This window comes from Bizionia saleffrena (genome assembly GCF_008086175.1).
Lineage (GTDB): Bacteria > Bacteroidota > Bacteroidia > Flavobacteriales > Flavobacteriaceae > Bizionia > Bizionia saleffrena.
In genome coordinates this window covers 74,776-97,509 of the sequence record NZ_VSKM01000005.1, presented here as the reverse complement: position 1 = coordinate 97,509, position 22,734 = coordinate 74,776, and the positions used below count along the sequence as shown (strand labels likewise).

At 35.9% G+C, this 22,734-nt stretch carries 18 protein-coding genes; 12 read left to right on the top strand and 6 right to left on the bottom strand.

The features are described 5' to 3' along the window. Positions 1 to 5 precede the first annotated feature (5 nt). The 6 genes from ES676_RS05965 (at position 6) to ES676_RS05940 (ending at position 10,118) form a co-directional block, all read left to right on the top strand. Positions 6 to 1,676 carry a DUF4270 domain-containing protein gene (locus tag ES676_RS05965; protein WP_148369341.1) on the top strand — a complete coding sequence of 557 codons (1,671 nt, stop codon included), beginning with the start codon at positions 6 to 8 and terminating at the stop codon, positions 1,674 to 1,676. 12 nt (positions 1,677 to 1,688) lie between these two features. Next, on the top strand, positions 1,689 to 3,536 hold the full coding sequence (gene glmS, locus ES676_RS05960; protein ID WP_148369339.1) for a glutamine--fructose-6-phosphate transaminase (isomerizing): 1,848 nt from the start codon (positions 1,689 to 1,691) through the stop codon (positions 3,534 to 3,536). A gap of 171 nt (positions 3,537 to 3,707) precedes the next feature. Beyond that, positions 3,708 to 6,509 (top strand): TonB-dependent receptor, encoded by a 2,802-nt coding sequence (locus ES676_RS05955; protein ID WP_148369337.1) that lies wholly within the window; start codon positions 3,708 to 3,710, stop codon positions 6,507 to 6,509. 12 nt (positions 6,510 to 6,521) lie between these two features. Further along, a complete protein-coding gene (locus ES676_RS05950; RefSeq protein WP_148369335.1) occupies positions 6,522 to 8,003 on the top strand; it encodes an SGNH/GDSL hydrolase family protein in 1,482 nt (493 codons plus the stop codon). A 180-nt stretch (positions 8,004 to 8,183) separates the two neighbouring features. Continuing rightward, positions 8,184 to 9,692 carry a F0F1 ATP synthase subunit beta gene (atpD, locus tag ES676_RS05945; protein WP_148369332.1) on the top strand — a complete coding sequence of 503 codons (1,509 nt, stop codon included), beginning with the start codon at positions 8,184 to 8,186 and terminating at the stop codon, positions 9,690 to 9,692. 132 nt (positions 9,693 to 9,824) lie between these two features. Further along, positions 9,825 to 10,118: a F0F1 ATP synthase subunit epsilon gene (locus ES676_RS05940; RefSeq protein WP_148369331.1), complete on the top strand. Its 294-nt coding sequence runs from the start codon at positions 9,825 to 9,827 to the stop codon at positions 10,116 to 10,118. A 96-nt stretch (positions 10,119 to 10,214) separates the two neighbouring features. Here ES676_RS05940 and ES676_RS05935 read toward each other — a convergent pair whose 3' ends face one another. The 4 genes from ES676_RS05935 to ES676_RS05920 form a co-directional block, all read right to left on the bottom strand. After that, positions 10,215 to 10,655, bottom strand: a complete 441-nt coding sequence (locus ES676_RS05935) for a LexA family protein (protein ID WP_148369329.1) — start codon at positions 10,653 to 10,655, stop codon at positions 10,215 to 10,217. Positions 10,656 to 10,802: 147 nt separating this feature from the next. Next, complete coding sequence (locus tag ES676_RS05930; protein ID WP_148369327.1) at positions 10,803 to 11,009, bottom strand: helix-turn-helix domain-containing protein; 207 nt, start codon at positions 11,007 to 11,009, stop codon at positions 10,803 to 10,805. Between the two features lie 2 nt (positions 11,010 to 11,011). Beyond that, positions 11,012 to 11,518 (bottom strand): DUF2975 domain-containing protein, encoded by a 507-nt coding sequence (locus ES676_RS05925; RefSeq protein ID WP_148369325.1) that lies wholly within the window; start codon positions 11,516 to 11,518, stop codon positions 11,012 to 11,014. A gap of 220 nt (positions 11,519 to 11,738) precedes the next feature. Further along, the gene (locus tag ES676_RS05920; RefSeq protein ID WP_148369323.1) at positions 11,739 to 12,002 is read right to left on the bottom strand and encodes a hypothetical protein; all 264 of its coding nucleotides are present in this window, start codon (positions 12,000 to 12,002) and stop codon (positions 11,739 to 11,741) included. A 377-nt stretch (positions 12,003 to 12,379) separates the two neighbouring features. Here ES676_RS05920 and ES676_RS05915 point away from each other — a divergent pair, with 377 nt between their 5' ends. Beyond that, positions 12,380 to 12,793 (top strand): putative signal transducing protein, encoded by a 414-nt coding sequence (locus ES676_RS05915; RefSeq protein WP_148369321.1) that lies wholly within the window; start codon positions 12,380 to 12,382, stop codon positions 12,791 to 12,793. 9 nt (positions 12,794 to 12,802) lie between these two features. Here ES676_RS05915 and ES676_RS05910 read toward each other — a convergent pair whose 3' ends face one another. Then, a complete protein-coding gene (locus tag ES676_RS05910) occupies positions 12,803 to 14,302 on the bottom strand; it encodes an aminotransferase-like domain-containing protein (RefSeq protein WP_148369319.1) in 1,500 nt (499 codons plus the stop codon). Between the two features lie 78 nt (positions 14,303 to 14,380). Here ES676_RS05910 and ES676_RS05905 point away from each other — a divergent pair, with 78 nt between their 5' ends. The 4 genes from ES676_RS05905 to ES676_RS05890 all read left to right on the top strand — a co-directional run bounded on the left by ES676_RS05905 (position 14,381) and on the right by ES676_RS05890 (position 18,903). Then, positions 14,381 to 16,195, top strand: coding sequence for a TonB-dependent receptor (locus ES676_RS05905; protein WP_148369317.1), 1,815 nt, complete (start codon positions 14,381 to 14,383; stop codon positions 16,193 to 16,195). 185 nt (positions 16,196 to 16,380) lie between these two features. Continuing rightward, positions 16,381 to 17,475, top strand: a complete 1,095-nt coding sequence (gene bioB, locus ES676_RS05900; protein ID WP_148369315.1) for a biotin synthase BioB — start codon at positions 16,381 to 16,383, stop codon at positions 17,473 to 17,475. 71 nt (positions 17,476 to 17,546) lie between these two features. After that, positions 17,547 to 18,404: a cupin-like domain-containing protein gene (locus ES676_RS05895; protein WP_148369313.1), complete on the top strand. Its 858-nt coding sequence runs from the start codon at positions 17,547 to 17,549 to the stop codon at positions 18,402 to 18,404. A 7-nt stretch (positions 18,405 to 18,411) separates the two neighbouring features. Beyond that, the gene (locus tag ES676_RS05890) at positions 18,412 to 18,903 is read left to right on the top strand and encodes a DUF6646 family protein (RefSeq protein ID WP_148369311.1); all 492 of its coding nucleotides are present in this window, start codon (positions 18,412 to 18,414) and stop codon (positions 18,901 to 18,903) included. 70 nt (positions 18,904 to 18,973) lie between these two features. On the opposite strand, the gene ES676_RS05885 is transcribed toward ES676_RS05890, so the two are convergent. Beyond that, positions 18,974 to 19,450, bottom strand: a complete 477-nt coding sequence (locus tag ES676_RS05885) for a regulatory protein RecX (RefSeq protein ID WP_148369309.1) — start codon at positions 19,448 to 19,450, stop codon at positions 18,974 to 18,976. A 45-nt stretch (positions 19,451 to 19,495) separates the two neighbouring features. Here ES676_RS05885 and ES676_RS05880 point away from each other — a divergent pair, with 45 nt between their 5' ends. Further along, positions 19,496 to 22,714, top strand: a complete 3,219-nt coding sequence (locus ES676_RS05880; protein WP_148369307.1) for a lamin tail domain-containing protein — start codon at positions 19,496 to 19,498, stop codon at positions 22,712 to 22,714. Positions 22,715 to 22,734 lie beyond the last annotated feature (20 nt).

Sequence of the window (22,734 nt, the reverse complement as noted above, 5' to 3'; positions counted from 1 at the left end):
ACATTATGAAAAAAACAAAATCAAGCTTAAAATCTATAGCCTTCTTAGGCCTTATCTTAGTGATATCTGTATCTTGCGATAGAGATTTCACCAATATAGAGAGTGGTTTAGAAGGCATTCAAAACTTTGATGGTTTAAGCAAAAAGTTCCCTTTAATTACGTACACGAAGACGGCAACCGCGTTCTCGACTACACCTGATGATTTAATTGGCGTGCAAACCAACGGATTGTCTAGTGGTTTTTTAGGGGTGTATTCAGATCCTAACTTAGCTGAATTTGGTAAAACTACAGCCTCTATGGTTGCGCAAATAGTTCCAAATCAATTCAATCCTGATTTTGGAACTAATCCTGTTATAGAATCGGTGGTATTAAACATTCCTTACTTTTCTACAGTTTTAGAAACTGGAGCAGATGGCAACAGCACTTACCAGTTAAATTCTGTTGTTGGTGATACTAACGTAACCTTTAAAGTCGCTGTTTATAAAAATAATTATTTACTGAGAGACTTAGATCCGTCTACAGATTTTGATGAGCCACAAGCTTATTATTCTAATCAAGAAGATTTATTTTATAGTCAAGAAGGCGCGTTATTATTCGAAGACGGTGCTTACGCTCCATCGGCTGAAGAGACTAGAATAACTGAAATAGATGAAGAAACCAACGAAACTGAAGTTGTTGGGCGCTTTGCGCCTTCTTTTAGAGCAGAACTTCATAATGCAACAGGTGCCAATAGCACCTTTTGGAATGATGCCATTTTAGCTATTGAAGGACAACCAGAGTTTAGCAACGCAAATAACTTTACGAATCATTTTAGAGGTTTAGTTATTAAAGTCGATCCAGAGTCTACTGCCGTAAATGGTAGCTTAGCACAATTAAATTTTGATCAAGCAACACTTATTGTAGATTATACTAATGATGAAGAAATAGCTGAAGAAAGCGAGGACACTACAAATTTAACCCAATTAGTTTTTAACCTAAAAGGGAATCGTGTTAACCTGTTAAAAACAGAAGATAACACTATCAATTTAAATGGAGACCCAACCGTTGGTGGTGATAACTTGTACCTTAAAGGAGGTGATGGCGCAATGGTTGTTGTTGATTTATTTAACGGATTAACCGAGAACGAAGAAGGCGATTTAACGCCTGGTTTCGAGTATTTTAAAAGCAAAAAAGGCAAATGGTTAATTAATGAAGTTAATTTAACCTTTTATGTCAACCAAGACGACAGTGATGGCGTAGCGGGTGACGAGCCAGACCGGGTGACGTTATATAATTTAAAAACCAATACACCTATAATCGATTATTCTTTAGATGGATCAATAAGCACAACATCGCCTATTAATTCTAAGACAAACTTCTCTCAAATTTTAAAGAGAGACAGTAACGGTAGAGGTATTAAGTACAGGTTTAGAATAACAGATTACGTTAATAACATTTTATTAAAGGATTCTACTAATGTTAAATTAGGGCTCTACATTGCCTCAAATATTAACAATATTAAGACGTCTAAAATTCAAGGAAGCGTTATCGATGAAGATGATGAAACTGTATTAACAGAAATACCATCAACATCAATACTATCTCCTAAAGGAACGGTGCTTCACGGAAGTAAATCTACTATTCCTGAAGGGCAACGTGCAGAATTTGAAATTTATTACACCCAATCAAATAATTAAAACAACGGTATTATGTGTGGAATAGTTGGATATATAGGTCATCGCGAAGCCTACCCTATCGTTCTTGAAGGACTAAAACGATTAGAATATAGAGGTTATGACAGTGCAGGAATTGCATTGTATAACGGCGAAAACATAGAACTTTGCAAAACCAAAGGAAAAGTTTCTGACCTAGAAGAAAAGGTTAAAGACGAAATAAACACGTCTGGAACTGTTGGAATTGGCCATACGAGATGGGCAACTCACGGTGTTCCTAACGATGTTAATTCGCATCCGCATTACTCTAATTCTGGTGATTTAGTTATTATCCATAACGGTATTATTGAGAATTATGCCTCTTTAAAGAAAGAGTTAATTTCTAGAGGGTATACTTTTAAATCAGATACAGATACTGAAGTCTTAATTAATCTAATTGAAGACGTACAGATAAACGAGAAAGTAAAACTTGGTAAAGCCGTACAAATCGCGCTAAACCAAGTAGTTGGCGCTTACGCTATTGCTGTTTTCGATAAAAAGAAACCCAACGAAATAGTTGTTGCTAAACTAGGTAGTCCATTGGCTATTGGTGTTGGTGACAATGAGTTTTTTATTGCTAGTGATGCCACTCCATTTTTAGAATATACTAAAAAAGCTATTTATTTAGAAGATGAGCAAATGGCTATTGTACGCCTTAAAAAAGGTGTCAAAATAAGAAAAATTAAAACCGATTCTTTAGTTGCTCCTTACGTTCAAGAATTACAAATGAATCTTGAGCAAATCGTAAAAGGTGGCTATGAGCATTTTATGCTTAAAGAAATCCATGAGCAACCGGATGCTATAAAAGACACGTATCGCGGCCGTCTTAACGCAAAGGAAGGGCTGATAAGAATGGCTGGTATAGACGATAATATTGAAAAATTTCTGAATGCCAATAGAATTGTTATTATTGCTTGCGGTACTTCTTGGCACGCAGGTTTAGTTGCCGAGTATATTTTTGAAGACTTAGTACGAATTCCTGTTGAAGTAGAATATGCTTCAGAATTTAGATACAGAAACCCAGTTATCACGGAGAACGATGTCGTAATTGCCATCTCGCAATCTGGAGAAACAGCCGATACTTTAGCCGCAATTAAACTGGCAAAATCTAAAGGAGCATTTGTTTTTGGTGTCTGCAACGTGGTGGGTTCTACAATCGCAAGAGAAACGCACGCTGGTGCTTATACGCACGCTGGACCAGAAATTGGTGTAGCGTCTACAAAAGCATTTACAACGCAAATCACCGTTTTAATGCTTATCGCTTTAAAATTAGCTAAAGAAAAAGGAAGCATTTCAAAATCGTCGTTTCATCATCATTTACAAGAATTAGAGTTAATTCCTGGCAAAGTAAAGAAAGCTCTTAAACAAGATGAACACATTAAAAAAATAGCTGAAATTTATAAAGACGCTAAAAACTGTTTATATTTAGGCAGAGGATATAACTTTCCTGTAGCCTTAGAAGGCGCCTTAAAACTTAAAGAGATTTCTTACATTCACGCTGAAGGGTATCCCGCAGCCGAAATGAAACATGGACCTATTGCTTTAATCGACGAGCATATGCCCGTTTTCGTTATAGCGACGAAGAAGGGACATTACGAAAAAGTTGTTAGTAATATTGAAGAAATAAAAGCTAGAAAAGGAAAAATTATTGGTATTGTAACCGAAGGCGACGAAGCCGTTAAAGGTCTCGCCGACCACGTTATTGAGGTTCCAGAAACTCTCGAATCATTATCACCTTTGTTAACGACAATTCCGTTACAACTTCTATCCTATCACATTGCCGTTTTATTAAATCGCAATGTAGACCAACCTAGAAATTTAGCGAAATCCGTTACCGTGGAATAAATATATCAAGATTTGTAATTTTTTTAAAAACCTATAATTAACTGTCTATCAGATTGTTGATTATAGGTTTTTTTTGTTCGCAAGTATTATGCATGCATAATTTTATTAACTTTTTATTAAGATAGTGTTAAAAAACGTATATTGTTCTAACAAATTAACTCAATATATAACATGAAAACACTTCTATCACTTCTTTTGCTGCTTATCTGTGGAGTCGCCTATTCGCAAGTAACAATTACTGGAATTGTAACAGACAATAACAGTCAACCAATACCAGGAGCGAATGTTATCGTCGTTGGCACCTCCGTGGGAACAGTCAGTGATTTTGACGGTAACTTTGTTCTTAAAGTTAGTCAAGATCCCCCATTCACTGTTCAAATTAGTAGCGTTGGTTTCTCCACTGAAACCCTTGAAGCTACTTCCAATAATCAAAAACTAAACTTTGTTTTAAATGAAGGAAGCATTTTAGATGAAGTCGTAATCTCTGCATCGCGAACTCCCGAGCGTATTTTCGAATCGCCTGTCACCGTTGAAAGATTTGGATTAAAAGAAATTAAAAATACCGCTTCGGCCGATTTCTATGACGGATTAGAAAACCTTAAAGGTGTCGATGTTAATACTAATAGTTTAACATTTAAATCTATTAACACTCGTGGTTTTGCAACCTTTGCCAACTCTCGTTTTATGCAATTAGTAGATGGAATGGACAACTCTTCTCCTGCTCTTAACTTCCCTATTGGAAATCTTGTAGGTATGATAGAAACTGATGTTTTAAGTGTAGAACTCCTTCCCGGCGCATCGTCTGCTCTTTATGGTGCGAATGCTTTTAACGGTATCTTATTTATGAGAAGTAAAAATCCTTTCGACTACCAAGGAATTAGTGGGTTTGTAAAAAAAGGAATCACTTCCCAAGAAGCTGCTGGCGATAATGAATATACCGACGTAGGTATGAGAATGGCACATAAATTTACAGATAAATTTGCAGTAAAAGTAAACTTTGGTTACTTAAAGGGTACAGACTGGGCTGCTACTAGTGAAGTCGATAAATTTTCCCCAGGAAGAACGAGAGCCGCTTATAATTATGATGGAATTAACGTCTATGGTGATGAAGTATCCACAAACATTCGTTCGGCCTCAGGCTTAGGAATTATTCCCGATGTTGAAGTCTCAAGAACAGGATATAACGAAAACACTTTAACAGATTACAACGCTCAGAGCATAAAAGCAGATTGGGGTCTTTATTTTAGACCTATTACCGACAATAGTCTAGAACTCTCTTATGTAGGCAAGTATGGTACTGGTTCTACCATTTACCAAGGAACTAACCGATATAACCTCGATGGATTCTCGCAGCAACAACACAAAATTGAAATTAAAAATGATAATTTCACCGTTAGAGGTTACGTCGTTTCAGATAAAGCAGGAGATTCTTACGATATGGTGTTTACGGGTATTAATATTAATCGTGCTTGGAAAAGTGACAAGAACTGGTTTCAGGAATATATCGCAACATTCGCCGGTATTAACTTAGGTGGAAACCCTCAAGGGTTAACAGAGCAGCAAAAGCACGCTGCAGCTAGAGCCGTTGCCGACACAGGTCGTTATTTACCGGGGTCTTCAGAATTTAAAAATGCATTTAACAAAAGTATTACAGACTCCGATTTAGCAACGGGATCACGATTTCAAGATCAATCTAAATACTACCATGCAGATGGTAATTATAACTTTAGTCACATCATTGATTTTGCCGAAATTCAAGTAGGTGGTTCATATAGACGTTACAGTCTAAATTCATTCGGAACCATTTATACTGATAATGATGGCGCTATAGATTATTCTGAAGCGGGTATATACACTCAAATTCAGAAAGACATAGAGTTAAATGAAACTATGGATCTAAAACTAACTGGTTCTGTACGTTATGATAAATCAGAATTTTTTGATGGTTTTTTCTCTCCACGACTTTCTGCTGGTTTAACTGTTAATAGAGATCACAATATTAGAGCGTCGGTACAAACAGGATTTAGAAACCCAACAACCCAAGATTTATTTATTGGTTTAGATGTTGGTAGAGCAGTTCTTGTAGGATCGGCACCAGATAACTTAGACCGTTACACAAGATCGTACCCCGTAAGTGTAGATGGCCAAATGACGGTTGCCAATGGTGGTGCCGGACAACCATCAAGCATTGATCAAACAGGACGTGTTGCCTACGAAAACTCATACTCTGCGGCGTCTGTTCAAGCATTTGCTTTGTCAGAAAATCCTAACGATTTAAAAGTAGGAAATTCAAGCATCGTAAAACCAGAACAAGTAACGTCTATCGAAATAGGATACAGAGGGAAATTAAACAGAGTTGTTGTAGACTTCAGTGTGTATTATAATAAATACAAGAATTTTATTTCGGGTGAAAACGTAGTTGCACCATTATATGGTAATGTAGATGCAAACGGAGATGGTACTGTAGATTTAGATCCTTTAGCCTTTAAAGCGTTAAGAAACTCAGATTTTAAGGCCTACCAGACCTACACAAACTCTAAAGCAGATGTTAACTCTTACGGAGCATCTCTAGGATTATCGACTAAAGTTTTAGGAGATTTTGATTTATCGGGAAGTTACACCTATTCAAAATTAGATTTCGATGAAAACGCCTTTCCAGATTTCGAAACCAGCTTCAATACTCCAGAACATAAAGTAAAAGCGTCTTTTGGGCATACAAACGTGTTCGAAAACTTCGGTTTTAACGTCGCTTGGAGATGGAGTGATAACTATTTATGGCAAGCCACTTTTGGTGATGGAGAAATTCCTGCATACCATGTCGTAGATGCACAGATCAACTACAGAGTTCCTAGCTTAAAATCTACTTTTAAAGCCGGTGCAACCAATTTATTAGGAGACGAATACTACACGGCTTTCGGAACAGGTTTTATAGGTTCTCAGTATTACGTGTCTTGGACAATTAATAACTTATAATAGAAAATGATTATGAAAACTAAATATATATGGTTACTAGCAGGCTTAATTAGCTTTGCAGCTTGTGAGAGTGATGACGACTCTTCTTTTTCAGAACCGTTACCGGCATTAACGGCCGGAAGCGCCGATTTTTCAAACTTCGTTTCTTTAGGAAACTCTCTTACTGCAGGTTTCTCAGATGGTGCGCTATATAAAATAGCCCAACAGAATTCTACACCTCGTATTTTAGCTAATCAGTTTGTATTAGTTGGTGGCGGTGATTTTACACAGCCATTAATGAATGATAACGTTGGTGGCTTATTGGCCGGAGGAAATCCGCTACCCAATTTCGGTCCAAGATTAGTTTTTGACGGATCAGGTCCAGTACCAATAACAGATTTGAACCCTGGTGCGACTACAACTACAGATATTATTTTAAACAATCCTGCAGGCCCTTTTAATAATATGGGTGTCCCTGGCGCAAAGAGCTTTCATTTGTTAGCTCCTAATTATGGTGATTTGTCAGGTTTATTTGCATCACCACCAACAGCTAATCCTTATTTTGTAAGAATGGCAAGCTCGCCATCTACCTCTGTAATTAGCGATGCTATGGCACAAAATCCTTCTTTCTTTTCATTATGGATTGGAAATAACGATGTTTTAGGGTACGCTTTGTCTGGCGGAGATGGATCAAACCCCATTACCGATCAGGTAACTTTCGATTTTGCATATACCACATTAATTGGTACATTAACAACAGGAGAAACAAAAGGCGTTATTGCTAATATTCCAGATGTAACCTCTATCCCTCATTTTACAACGGTACCTTACAATCCAATTCCTTTAGATTTAGCTACGGCTAACGCCGTTAATAATGCTTATGCAACTTACAATGGAGGCTTATTACAGGCAGAGTCTTTTGCGCTAATTACTGCTGACGAAAGAGCCGCGAGAACAATTGTTTTTGCAGCCTCTCTAAATAACGCAGTAGTTATTGAAGATGAAAGTTTAACCGATTTATCTGGTTTAGGAATACCTAACTATAGACAAGCTACTGCTGGCGATTTATTTGTTTTACCAGCGTCTTCCTTTATTGGCACAGAAGCAGTTGAAGGAAATCCTTTAACAGTTAATGGCGTTGCTATTCCGTTAGCAGACAAGTGGGTTTTAATCCCTTCAGAACAAGCTGAGATTGCTGTAGCTACTGCAAGTTTTAATGCGACTATTCAAGCATCAGCCACTGGTTCTAATTTAGCTTTTGTAGATACTAACCGTATATTAAATCAATTAGCACTCACTGGAATTTCTTCTGGAGATTATATTTTAACGTCAGACTTAGTAACCGGTGGAGCATTCTCTTTAGATGGTGTTCACCCAACGTCTAGGGGCTATGCCTTAATAGCTAACGAATTTCTAAAAAGTATAGATGCGCAGTACAATTCTAACTTTGAAGCGTCTGGAAATTTAGTAAACATTGCCAATTACAATACAAACTATTCTGCTGGATTACAATAATTTAAACCAAATTAGCAGTATTCTAAAAGCCTTTAATAGTACAAAACTGTTAAAGGCTTTTTTAGCTTTCAAAAAAGGTTTAGAAACCACTTTAATTTTAAATTAAAACAACTATCTTTGCACGCGAAAACAAGTCGTGTTTTCTGTTAATTAAACAGCATAATATTAAATAGATAAGTAATGTCAAAAGTTACAGGTAAAGTTGCAAAAATAGTAGGTCCGGTTATCGATGTTGAATTCGAAGCAGGTTCTGAACTTCCAAAAATTTACGATTCATTAGAAATTATAAGACCTGACGGTTCTATTTTAGTACTAGAAGTACAGTCTCACATTGGTGAAGACACAGTACGTACTATTGCAATGGACTCTTCAGATGGTTTAAGTAGAGGTACCGACGTCAATACAACAGGTGCGCCAATACAAATGCCAATTGGAGACGATATTTATGGCCGTTTATTTAATGTTATTGGTGATGCCATTGATGGATTAGGTAATTTACCTAAATCTGGAGATAATGGTTTACCAATTCACAGACAAGCACCAAAATTCGAAGATTTATCAACTTCTACTGAAGTTTTATTCACGGGTATTAAAGTAATCGATTTAATCGAGCCGTATTCAAAAGGTGGTAAAATTGGTTTATTTGGTGGTGCTGGTGTAGGTAAAACAGTGTTAATTCAAGAGTTGATTAACAATATTGCAAAAGGACACGGAGGACTTTCTGTATTTGCAGGAGTAGGTGAAAGAACACGTGAAGGAAACGATTTACTTCGTGAGATGTTAGAGTCTGGAATTATCAAGTATGGTGACGACTTTATGCATTCTATGGAAGAAGGCGGATGGGATCTTCAAAAGGTTGATAAATCAATCATGAAAGAATCTAAAGCTACTTTCGTATTCGGACAAATGAACGAGCCACCTGGAGCACGTGCACGTGTAGCTTTATCTGGTTTAACCATTGCCGAATATTTCCGTGATGGCGCAGGTAAAGGGCAAGGAAAAGATGTTCTTTTCTTCGTCGATAATATCTTCCGTTTTACACAAGCTGGTTCTGAAGTTTCTGCATTATTAGGACGTATGCCTTCTGCTGTAGGTTACCAACCAACATTAGCAACCGAGATGGGAGCAATGCAAGAGCGTATTACTTCAACTAAAAAAGGATCTATTACTTCTGTGCAAGCGGTTTACGTACCTGCAGATGATTTAACCGATCCAGCTCCAGCAACAACCTTTGCACACTTAGATGCCACAACCGTATTAAATCGTAAAATTGCCGAGCTAGGTATTTACCCAGCAGTAGATCCGTTAGATTCTACTTCAAGAATTTTATCTGCAGATATTTTAGGTAATGAGCATTACGATTGTGCAACTCGTGTAAAAGAATTACTACAACGTTATAAAGAATTACAAGATATTATTGCCATCTTAGGTATGGAAGAATTATCTGAAGAAGATAAATTAGCTGTGAATAGAGCAAGACGTGTACAGCGTTTCTTATCACAACCATTCCACGTAGCTGAGCAATTTACTGGTATACCAGGAGTTTTAGTAGACATCAAGGAAACGATTAAAGGATTTAATATGATTATGGATGGTGAATTAGATCACTTACCAGAAGCAGCGTTTAACCTTAAAGGATCTATTGAAGAAGCTATCGAAGCTGGAGAAAAAATGTTAGCTGAAGCATAAATAGTAGTGAGAAATTAGTACCACGTAATGAGAATAATTATTTTCTTATTATTTAATAACTACTAATTGCTCAATACTCAATTAAAATAATAAGACTCCCTATTTTTAGGGAGTAGTAAAACAAGTTTTACTATGTATTTAGAAATTGTATCACCAGAAGCAACATTATTTAGCAGCGAAGTAGATTCTGTAACTGTACCAGGTATCGATGGCGAATTTCAGATGTTGAATAATCACGTTCCTATCGTATCGCTGTTAGCTCAAGGAACAATTAAGATTAGTACGCACTCTCAAAGTCATTTGGTATTTGATGAGTTGCACGCTACTGTTATTCCTCATAACGACGATAAAAAAGTGCTTACCGTAGCTATACAGTCGGGAACACTAGAAATGAAAGACAACAAGATTATTGTTTTAGTAGAATAATAATAGTCACTATAAAGTATAAAAAAACGCGAAGTTAAAAGCTTCGCGTTTTTTTATACTTTATATTTTTCTTATCATTACTAGTGCACTTTGTGATTACACCTTTTTTATTACATTAGTCACTATTCCCCAAATCACAAAATCGTTATCGTCTGTAATTTTAATAATGGGATAGTTAGGATTTTCTGGTTGTAACCACACCTCTCCTCTATCTACACGCAAACGCTTTACCGTAAACTCTCCATCGAGAAAACATACCGCAATTTTATTGTTTTCGGGCTGTAAACTACGGTCTATAACCAACAAATCGTTATCGTCTAATCCAGCACCAACCATAGATTGGCCACTAACCTTTGCATAGAAAGTGGTTTCTTTGTTTTTAACAAGCGTATCGTCTAGAGATAATCTATTCTCAACAAACTCATCTGCCACCGACGGGAAACCCGCGGAAATACCAGTCTCTACAAAATGAGCACCGTGACCATCAATATGTTCTGGAGCATAAAAAGTAAGGTATTGTGATTTGTGTACAATCATAAAAACAAGTGTTAAGGTTTAATAATAAATGCGGATCTCTCGCCTCTTTAAATTTACTCCATTTACATATAATAGAGTAAATGGCATACAAATATACGCCAAAAGTGCACAGGTTTGTAAGCAGATATAAAAGGTTCTAAACGGACATTAATCGGCCTCAAATTCTAAAATATCACCGGGCTGACAATCTAAAGATTGACAGATTGCTTCAAGCGTTGAAAACCGAATGGCTTTCGCTTTACCTGTTTTTAAAATAGAAAGGTTTGCCGTTGTAATCCCAATACGTTCGGCTAACTCATAGCTCTTCATATTACGTTTTTCCAACATTAGGTTTAAGTTTACGAGTATGGACATAATTAAATTGTTAGTTGGTTTTCCTCCTTTGCTACTTTTGCGATTTTAAATAGCTCACTCAAAACTAAAAAGAATAAGCCCAAGCAAATAATAAATAAATTCGAAGTGAATCCAAATTGTAATTGGAGCTGACTCTTAACCAACAAATGAAATAAAAACGACAGTATAGCACTCAGAACCCCCGAAACAACTAACATATTACCAATCTTTTTATAACTAGTAATCACAAATTCATCGAAGGGCTTTACTTGTTGAAAGTAACGTAAGGTCTTTCTAAATAAGTAAAAACTATACACAAAAACAGAAAGCAATACCACAATTAAAAGTGTTACCACCTTTAAATACCACGGTGTAATTATAACGCCCTCTTCTAATACATTAAAAATTTTAAGAATATCCGGATCGAAAAACATATACACACTAAAAAATAGTGTTAATGGAATTAACGGCAAACACGTCACATACCAGATGAAATCTACTAAAGATTTTAAAATAACAAGCTTTCTCATAATTATATAGTTAGTTGGTTTTCATGTTTAATTGTATTTCCATTTGCGATAAAATCGACCATAATAAGAAGCCCAAAACCAATCAATAACATTAAAATGTCGGAGCATATAGCACTCACCAAATGAATTGTACCCTTAGAATGAATGAGTAGAATAATGTCCCGTAGAAAACTTAACCCACCCGTCAATAAAAATAACAGACCTGCTACTTTGAATGTCGTTAAATTATTTTCATTAAAAAACCATTTTTTATAGTTAAGCGCAACCCTTTTTTTAAGAAGATCAAAGCTAAAAATACTATTAACGAAATAGGCAAGAAAACAAACTGTGTGTAATACCCTAAAATAAAATATTCATAAACTTCTTCTAAAAAATCCATAAAATCAGGAGTAAAAAATATCAGATATATATTTGTAATAAAATGAAATATATAAACGATTATTAAAAAAATAATAAACCAATGAAGTGTTTTTATTTTTTTCATAAAGAATTAATAGTATTGTTTAACGATAACAAATATACAAAAATTATTGAAAAACAATAATTTTTTAAACAAAATCTAAGTATTATAAAAGCACACCGTTGTCAGCAATTATTTATAAAAAACGATTCGCCACTTCATCGCTGTGTTATTTCAGGAAACAAACACGTTAAAGCCGCTACAAAATACCGAAAAGAAAACGGAGTTAGTATTTAACTTACTTTTGTTACCAACCATTCCAAAAGCCGATGAACGTCTGGATTTTTGTTGGCACACTTACAATTAGGAAGCAGAAAACCAATAAGTTATAGCCTTCTTAGCTACCTTTGCAAAGTAACCTTTCTAAATCAGCGTGTTACAAGACTAAAATACAATCTATTATGAGTGATCTTTTTAAAACTATAGCACGTTTTCAATACTCCTCGGAAGCCCAAATTATTAAGGGTAGACTGGAATATGAAGGCATTCAAGTATTTTTAAGTGACAGTTTAACTATCGACACCGACCCTCTAGTAAGTAACGCTATTGGTGGTGTTAAACTTAAAGTGTACGCCACGCAAGCACTCGAGGCGCAACATATTTTAGAAACGATATGTAAATATTCTATAGACGACGAGGGCGACACTATTGTATGTCCCAATTGTAAAGGGGGGCATATTGAATTATTTTCGACTATTAAAGACGCCAAATCCTTTTTCTATTTCATTTTTGGATTTTTATTTGGAGCCCTTCCATTTTACACCAAACATAAATATAGGTGTGAAGATTGTAACACAGAATTCGATTTAAAATGAACACCTATTTTAAATCTGTTGTAAGACCTCATCAAAGGAGGTCTTTAAAATTTTAATAACGGTTTCCATCTCATCTATGTTTAAATGACCAAACCCCAGTCGTATTGCACAAATATCTCTATTTTGGTACAGTATCGTTTTAGGTAAAAACAAGTTGTTTTTTTTTGTTGTTTCTGCCAATTTAATAAGTGATATTGTAGGTTCAAAACACAACCAAACAGCTAAACCTCCTACAGGCACTTGCCAAGTTGCGTGTGCGTTAAAATGCCTCTGTAAACAGGCACACAAAAGATCGCGTCTTTGCTTATACACCGTACTGTTTTTTTTAATTAATCGATGTATTTCACCTTCAGAAATAAGCTCTTTAAGTATTTGCTTCTGAATTAAATCGCCTTGTTTATCCAGTATTTGTAAATAGTTTTTGGCTTCCTTAATAATGTTTTCTGGCGCCACTACAAACCCTATTTGAAAACTAGGAAAAAAAGACTGTCCCAACCTGCCTAGATAAATAACAACACCCTGACCGTCGGCACTCGCCATTGGTACCATAGCAGAACCATCAAACTGAAAGTCGTAATCGAAATCATCTTCTATTATGGCAAAACCGTAGGATTTCGCTAGTTTCAATAATTTTAATCGCCTTTCGGCTGAAAGTGTGACAGTTGTAGGATATTGCCTGTGAGCACATACATACACACAACGTATACTCTGTTTTGTAAAGTTCTGTTCAATAAAATCAACATCAATACCCTGCGTATCCACTGGAATGGTTATGATATTGGCTCCCGCTTGTTGAAAAATCATATTAGATTTGTAATGACTTAAATGACCAACAAGTACAACATCATTCTTTTGTATGAGAAGCTGCGACACGATGTATAAACTCATCTCTGTACTTCGAGTACTTACAATATTATACGGCTTTATATGAAAACCGCGCGTAGCATTTAAATAATTACATAACGCTGTACTAAAAGTGGTATACGATTGCTCTTGTCTCTGATTCCATTTAGAAATTAATGAGGCGCGTTTCATCGACGCACTGTACCATCGTGAAAATTGATGTGTAGGATGGAGTCTTAAATCGGGCTGGCCATCGTTAATCACATATTTACATACTGAAAATTCTTCAGTAGACGCCAAATTAATAGAGGGCTCAAACGGAAATCCTGCTGTTTTTGGGTACGCATTTAGTTTATCTAAACCTTGCGACGCCCCTTTTATAGCTGCTGTTTTCTTTTCTGGTTTTAAAACAAAAGTCCCTTTGTTGGCTATAACATCTACCCAGCCTTGCGATGCAAGTTCTTCATAGACCGCAACTGCTGTGTTTCTATTTATAGAAAGTAGAGCACTAAATTTTCTCGTCCCTGGTAACACTGTACCTTCGGGTAAATAACCACGCTGTATGGCATTGATAATTTGTTGGGCTATTTGAATATAAATTGAAGTGCTTGGCGACTTTTCAAAATATATTAGTGCTTTCAGCATATCATTAACCGGACTATTCATTGTTTTAGAACTGGACTACTTTAGTGATCCGGAAAGTTACTAATTTTGTAGCTCAAAAAAACAAGAATACTTTTAATTATGAAATTTACCCCTTTATTTATTTTGCTTGTCCTCTTGTCTATGGCAACACAAGCACAGAATTTAGAACTTGAACACGTTTTAGACTCGGTAATTATTACCTCTACACGAATTGATTTACCGTTTTCAGAAAACTCTAGAACCATTACAGTAATTACTAAAGACGATATAAAAAAAAGTGCAACAAACAATGTTGCCGATTTATTACAACAATTTGCAGGAGTAGATGTAAGACGAAGAGGCGCTAGCGGTATGCAAGCAGATTTATACATTCGTGGTGGTGGTTTCGACCAAACGTTGTTATTAATAGACGGTATAAAAGTAGATGATGCACAAACAGGACATCACACTTTAAATATGGCTTTACCCATAGAACTTATTGAGCGCATAGAAATCATTAAAGGCCCTGCCGCTAGAGTTTTTGGACAAAACGCTTTTACAGGAGCCGTAAATATTGTCACCATAAAGAATACAGGAGATCAAGTGTCGATAAACGCTCAAGCGGGTTCTTATGGTCAGCTTCACGGCTCTGTTTTAGTGGCTAGTCAGTATGAAAACTCCTCACATATTGTGCAGGTTTCTAGAAACACTTCCGAAGGTTACAGATATAACACAGAATATGACAATCAGAATTATTTTATTAAAAGTTCCTTTAACACAAAAAATACACCTATTGACGTGATCGCTTCATTTCAAGAAAGGAAATTTGGTGCCAACGGATTCTATTCAAGCCCCTCTGCTATTAATCAATACCAAGAAACCCAAGCGAGTTTAGTAGGGGTTTCGACTGAAATAAGAACCGAAAAACTAACTCTAAAACCAAAACTATATTGGAGAAGAAATCAAGACACCTACGTTTTTGTAAGAGAAAATCCTTCCATATATAGAAACCTACATCAAACTAATAACGTAGGTGCTGCCGTAAATGCTTCGTATACCTCTAAAATGGGGGTTACCGGTTTTGGTGTGGATGTCGCAAAAGTGTATTTATCAAGTAATAATTTAGGAGATAGAAACCGGTTTACAACAACGCTGTTTTTAGAACACCGATTCAAGCTATTAAATAATAAATTAGATATTACTCCTGGGGTTGCCGTCAACTATTTTTCTGATTTTAAATTCCACGCCTTCCCAGGTTTAGATTTAGGTTATAAATTAAATGACGATTTAAAAATCTACGGAAACATTGGTTATACCTATAGAATTCCAACTTACACCGATTTATATTATAGTGATCCTACCACATTAGGGAACGAAGATTTAGATCCAGAAGAAGCTATTGCTGAAGAATTAGGGTTAAAATTCAACACCGGAAGATTCAACGCTTCACTTGCTCTTTTTAATAGAGATTCTAAAAAATTAATAGACTATGTTAAGGAAAACGAAACCGATTTATGGGTAGCCACCAATATTAGGGATTTAAACACAAAAGGCGTTGAATTTAATACTACTTATGGTTTTACACTTGGAGGTTTCAACCAAAATATTAAAGGGGGTTACACCTTTTTAAAAGATAATTTAAAAGAAGTAAGCAACTTTTCTAAATATTCTATCAATTCCTTAAAACACCACGCAACAGCAGGTTTACAAACGCAGTTTCTAAAAAACCTTTCTCAAAATATTATTTATAAATATGCCGAAAGAACTTCTGGGGAAAGCTATACTGTGGTAGATGCTAGTGTAAATTACAAACTAAAAACTATGGAATTTTCTATACTTGCCAATAACATTTTTAATACGGACTATACCGAAACTAACTTGGTGCCTATGCCAAAAGGAAACCTACTCTTTGGTCTAAAATATAAATTTAAATAAGAAATAAATTCTTAATTGAAGCACCAATTTTAAAGCCCCAACGTTTTAGAAACTGTAGACTTTAAAAACCAACGCTATTGAACCTGAATATTGAAAACATTCTTCCTGTAAAAACTATCGCAAAAGAGGGCTTTTAAAATACAAAAACTTCTCTTATAACAAAAACTCAGCATACTTCAACTCCTATGAGCGAGATAAAACACAATTGGACAACACAAGAGATTCTAAACATTTATAAGAAACCTATGATGGAGTTGCTTTACGAAGCGGCCACCATTCACCGTTTACATCACGACCCGAATACCGTACAAGTAAGCACATTATTATCTATTAAAACCGGAGGCTGCTCTGAAGATTGCGGGTATTGCCCGCAAGCGGCACGTTACCACACCAATGTGGAAGGTAATGACTTAATGACGGTACAACACGTGAAAGCACAAGCTTTACGGGCAAAATCTGGAGGAAGCTCTCGTGTTTGTATGGGGGCTGCCTGGAGAAATGTTAAAGATGGTGAAGAATTTGATCAAGTTTTAGAAATGGTTCGTACCATTAACAAACTAGATATGGAAGTATGTTGCACCTTAGGAATGGTGACAGAAAACCAAGCAAAGCGTTTAGCCGAAGCAGGTTTATATGCCTACAACCACAACTTAGATTCGTCTGAAGACTATTATAAAAAAGTTATTTCTACTCGCGGTTTCGAAGACCGCTTAAAAACCATAGATAACGTACGTAAAACTAATGTTACCGTATGTTCTGGTGGTATTATTGGTATGGGCGAAAAAGTAGAAGACCGGGCAGGAATGCTCGTTGCTTTATCCACTTTAAATCCGCAACCAGAATCGACACCAATTAATGCTTTGGTTGCTGTTGAAGGCACACCACTAGAAGACCAACAGCCTATTGAGATTTGGGATATGATTAGAATGGTCGCAACGACTAGAATTGTAATGCCAGAAACACAAGTGCGTTTAAGTGCCGGACGAACACAAATGACGCGCGAAGGGCAAGCGCTATGCTTTTTTGCCGGTGCAAACTCTATTTTTGCAGGAGATAAATTACTAACCACACCCAACCCAGAGGTCAGTGAAGACCTGAAAATGTTTGAAACCTTAGGATTAAATCCCCAAAAGCCCTTTACAAAAAAGGGGCAACCACAAACAGTTGAAGCAGCAGATTCTAAAATTGAAGCTTTAGGAGAAAAACCAAAATGGACACGCCCTGAGCACAAAATTGAACGAAATGAATTAGCCAAACAAAACAGAAAATTATCACAATAGTTAAAATATTATTATAAGATTTCTAGTTTACTAACGTTTTCTTAACTTTGTAAGCTAAAATCTTAAACCATTTGAAACTGAACCTTAGCAATATACCCCGTGTAAAAACCATTTCGAAAGAAGACTTTATACGTCAATATTTTAAGCCTCAGAAACCTGTAGTTATTGAGCGTTTTATAGAGGATTGGCCAGCCTATTCTAAATGGAATTTAGCATATATTAAAAAAGTGGCCGGCGAAAAAACGGTGCCACTTTACGATGATAGACCTGTAGACTATAAAGATGGTTTTAACGAGCCACACGCTACAATGAAAATGAACGATTATATCGATTTATTGAATCGAGAGCCTACAAAATTTAGAATCTTTTTATGGAATGTCTTAAAAGAGGTGCCAATACTCCAAAAAGATTTTTCGTATCCAGACTTTGGTTTGCGATTAATGAAGGGCTTACCAATGCTTTTTTTTGGAGGGAAAGACGCGTATACATTTATGCATTACGATATTGATTTGGCTAACATATTTCATTTTCATTTTGAAGGTAAAAAAGAAATTATTCTATTCGACCAAGCGCAGAACAAGTATTTATATAAAGTTCCGCATTCTTTAATTACTAGAGAGGATATTAACTTTTCGGATCCAGATTTCGAAAAATGGCCCGATTTAAAAAAAGCAAGAGGGTGGTATTGCGAATTAAATCACGGAGAAGTGCTATATATGCCAGAAGGCTATTGGCACTATATGCGTTATATTACCCCTGGTTTTTCAATGAGTTTACGAGCTATTGCTAGACGCCCTAAAAATTTAGGAAAAGCGATATATAATATAATTGTAATGCGTAATTTTGATAATATTATGAGACGTTTAAAAGGTCAGGAATGGATAGACTGGAAAAACGAAAAAGCAGTAACTAAAACAAAAAATACATAATTTAGATATGAAAAAATTACTATTAGTAGCCGTGCTATTATCTGCCTTTTTAGCAAATAGCCAATCGTTTTCTGGTAAAGGTGATCAGAAATTTTTTATAGGTGCAAATATTCAAGACAATGCTTCGGGTCTTAATGTTGGTTACGATTACGGATTGGGAGAAAACTTCTCTATTGGTGTAAATTCTACCTATGCTATAAACGTAAATAACGGCGTAGAAAAGGCATTTGCCGATCGTTTCGATTTAAAAGCCCGGTTTAATGCGAATTTAGGAAATGTAGTAAACATAAGCGAAAACTTCGATATTTACCCTGGAGTAAGTGTGAGTTTAAAGAATTTTGGCGGACATTTGGGTATGCGTTACTTTTTTACTAATGGCTTCGGAATTTATTCAGAATTTGGAACCGCTTTAGCAAAATACAACTCAGATTGGCTAACACCCTCAGAGAAAATCCATAACCAATTTACAGTAAATGTAGGCGCTATTTTCAACTTATAGAAATAAACACGCAACATACATTTTACAAAAAAGTCTTTCAAGATAATCCTGAAAGACTTTTTTTTATGTTTTATTTTATCAACTCGTTAACTTTATCATACACCAAATAAGATTCCCAACCGCGATATAATAAATAATCAATTAACTTCTTCTTTTTTTTATAAATGTCCTCCTCTTTTAATAAAAGCGCTTTTTTTTCGGCTAAATAGTTGAAAACTTCGATGTACTCATCATTTTCAATTTCCATAAGTGCTTGATTTACATTATATTTAGAAATATCCTTTCTCTTAAGTTCACGAGTTAAGCGATGCTTGCCCCATTTTTTAATATTGAACTTACCACGTACAAATGTTTTGGCAAAACGTTCTTCGTTGAGAAAGTTATGCTCCAAAAGATGAACGATAATGACATCTGATGCTTCAGGTATCATATTCATACTTTTTAACTTTTGTCGCACCTCTTGGTGACACCGTTCTTGATAGGCACAGTAATACTCAAGCTTTTTTTTAGCTTCATCTACTGTAAATGCTTTAACGTTTTGAAACATAGATCAAAAATAAACAAATAATGTACAACAATAAACAGCACGATTATGAAAATCAAATTACTTTTTATCACTCTTCTTTTTAGCTGTTTAGGTATTAGTCAAACCACTATCTACACTGAAAATTTTACAAACCAGCTAAATAAAGGAGCTACTTACAACGCCGCCACGGGGTTAACCGAAATAGACCTCTCTGGCGTAACATGGTCTATAGATGTTAGCGCAATAAGCTTAAACGAGACAAGCGACTGGTTTAAAGTTAATGACGACACAGAATTTATAGAAGGAAGAGATTTAGACGGCACGGCCATTTGGTTTTCGCCCATAATTGATATTAGCAACTTTACAAATATTCAATTTTCAATAGATGCAAGTGAGAGCTCTCCTACAGAAGATAATCTTGAAAATAACGACACTTTTATTACCGAATTTAGTTTAGATGGCGGCTTATGGACGCTAGCAGGAAATAATGGTTCTATCCAAAATGATTTTGTAGACACCGCAGTATCACATAACACATTTTTAAATGGTTCTACTCTAGAATTACGCGTCAGTATTTCAACTAATGCTAATGATGAGCGCATACGACTAGACACTATTATTATAGAAGGTATAGCCCCAACGTCTCCAACAATCATCATAAATCCAAATTCTAATAGCGTTACGGGATTAACAAATGTGGAAGGTAATGTGCCTTTAACTTATGAAACCTTTACCGTTCAAGGCTCTGCACTTACTAACGATATCACTCTTAATGCTCCTGCAAATTTCCTAATTTCAGACACATTTAATGGCCCCTATCAACCTAGCATAACTTTAATACCGACTGCTGGAGAAGTTTTTACAAGCACAATCTATACCCAGTTAAATTTTTCTGCTGTTGTTGGAACACACAATGAGATTATAAATATTTCAAGTACTGGTGCTCCAACTAAAACCGTTGGTGTTTCGGGAGAAGTATTCCCGTATATACCGTCAGGAGATTGTACGGAATTATTTATTTCAGAATATCACGAAGCAGCAACTGGAACACCTAACGAACAATATTTAGAACTTTACAACCCTACAAATACAAGTATAGACCTGACTAATTATCAACTCGCTCGTTTTAAAAATGGACTAACCAACACGCCGCCGCTTATAAGAACACTAAACGGAAACATAGCCCCCTACACCACCTATTTAATCGCTAGAAACAACTCTATACTTTGCGGCAGCGGAACACCAGATTACTGTACAGGAAGCTCAGTAATGAACTTTGACGGTAATGATGTAATTACACTTCAAAATAGTGCTGGAATTAATATAGATACCGTTGGAGATTTAGGTGTAAATAATATGTTTGGGCAAAACGTAGATTTAGCCCGAAATACAAATATACAGACACCAACAACAACTTATTCTCCTTCAGATTGGACCTCTTCCCCTTCAAATAATACTACCAATTTGGGATATTATTTTAACGATTGTCAGTGTTCGGGAATCACTATTTGGGACGGTTTAAATTGGTCTATTACTCCAGACAGTAATACTAGCGCCATTTTAAATGCAAATTACACTACTGGAATTGCAGGCCAACCAAGCTTTTCAGCGTGCCGATTAACCATTAGTAGTGGTGTAAGTTTAACCATTCAGGATAATACCTCTGTAAAAATTAATAATGTGGTCATTAATAAAGGGAGTTTAGTAATTCATAACAAAGGAAGTTTTGTACAAGAAAACAACTCGGCACCTTTTATAAATAATACCAGCAGCGCCTCTCCGGTTATGGTACATAAACGAACGGCGCCGGTAAACTATTGGTATGAGTACACCTATTGGAGCTCACCTGTTCCAGAAGAAACTTTAGAAACTTTTTTACCAGACACTTCACCATCTCGTAAATTCAAATTTAATGGTAGCGCATTTGCAGACGTTTATGCAGAAACTCTAAACAATAACGACACAAGCACTCTAGGACAAGACGATGTAGACGACGATGGAAACGATTGGGAATACGCATCAGGCTTTATGATTCCTGGAAAAGGTTATGCGGCAACTTTAAGTCCTATAGATTTAACTGGCCCAAGTGGTGGCACCAATGGAATTTTAAAAACGTTTAAAGGAAACACCTTAAACACAGGAACCATCGGTATTCCCGTAAACAGAAATGATACGATAACAGAAGATAATAACTGGAACCTTATTGGAAACCCTTATCCCTCGGCTATCGATATTAATTTATTTTTTGCTGAAAACCAATATGGATTAGGCCCTAACGGCGTGTTAGAAGGTGCTATCTATTATTGGTCGCAAAACGCACCGCCATCGAGTACAAACAACGGAAATCAAGTTTTAAATTTTGACACTATGGACTACGCCATTTACAATGGCTCTGGAGCCCATATTGCAGGAGAACTCCACCCCAGTTCTGTCCAATACATACCTAATGATTATATTCCGTCTGGGCAAGCCTTTTTTGTGTTGTATGACGATGATGCGGCCTCAAATAATGGAAATGTTATATTTAGAAACAGTATGCGAGTACCCGAAAATAACGAACAATTCTATAGAGCACATTCAACAAACCAAGCTAACAGACTGTGGTTAAATCTTAGTAATACTACTATATTTAGCCAGACGGCGATAGCGTATATCGATAATGCTACCAATGGCGATGATGGTGCTATTTACGATGCTCCACGCTATTTTAACGGTAGTTCTGCGATGCTGGTCTCTTTTGCCGAAAACAGCAATAAACCTCTAGCTATTCAAGGTAAGCAGACCAATGCTTTAAATTTGAATGAAGTTATTTCACTAGGTTTTACAACCGCTATTGATTCGTTAACATCTTACACTATTGGAATCGATCATTTTGAAGGCGCCTTTTTAACAGCCAATGCTATTTATCTAAGAGATAATGAACTTAATATTTTTCACGACTTAACAACAGAAAGCTATACCTTTAACTCTGAGAAAGGACAGTTCAATACTAGATTTGAAGTTGTTTTTACGCAACCTAGCCTAGCCACAGAATCGTTTATTGTTTCTGAAAACTTCCTAATCATCTTTGAAGATAGAAATAACGAGACCACATTTAAGGTTGCTAATAACCACAACATCGATAGCGTTAAAATCTACGATGTCTACGGCCGCCTTTTATATGACTTAAAAGGTGTCAATAATTCTGAAACATATCATTTATCTCAAGTAAACAGTGCTGCGTATATTGCCAAAGTAACACTACGAAACGGACAAATAATTACAAAAAAAGCACTAAAGAAATAATAATTTAAATTCAATGGCTT